General features: G+C 58.1%; 1 pseudogene. It reads left to right on the plus strand.

The annotated features are described in order from the left end of the window. Positions 1-523 (plus strand): annotated as a pseudogene (locus WH277_RS05695) (phosphate ABC transporter permease PstA); the annotation flags it as partial.

Consider the following 523-nt stretch of genomic DNA (forward strand, 5'->3'; position numbering starts at 1 on the left):
CCTTCCTGTTGCTGATTACCCTGCTGGCCTGGCAGGGGCTGCGTTATTTCTGGCCACAACCGCTGGAACTGTTCACGCTGAACACCCCGCAAGGTCAGGTACAGGTGTTGGGCGAGGTCACTCAGCAGCAGACGGTATCGCGCCAGCAATTAGTCGCCAGCGGCCAGTATGATGCTGCGGGTCTGCCTGACAGCGTGACACGTTATCTGATTAAAACCGGTAACCGTGATTTCGATGCGCCTGATTTTCGCACGGTGCTGTCCAGCGATGTGCTCACCAGGGAAACACCTCCGCAGACGATCGTGTTGCAACGCCGCGCTGGCGGCAATGCCTATGGCTGGTTTGAGGGGCTGCGTGAAGATAGCCATCTGTTAACCTCCCAGGATCCCGGCAAGACGTTACAGCAGCGTTTACTGCAGGCTCGCCAGCGGATTGACGAGGCCGAGAAACTGCGGCGCAAGAATATGGCGCGATTGAATGCGCAGATGGAGTCGCTGGAACAACAGCGGCAGCATCTGCGTGA

The organism is Erwinia sp. MYb416 (assembly GCF_037479575.1).
Taxonomy (GTDB): Bacteria; Pseudomonadota; Gammaproteobacteria; order Enterobacterales; family Enterobacteriaceae; genus Erwinia; species Erwinia rhapontici.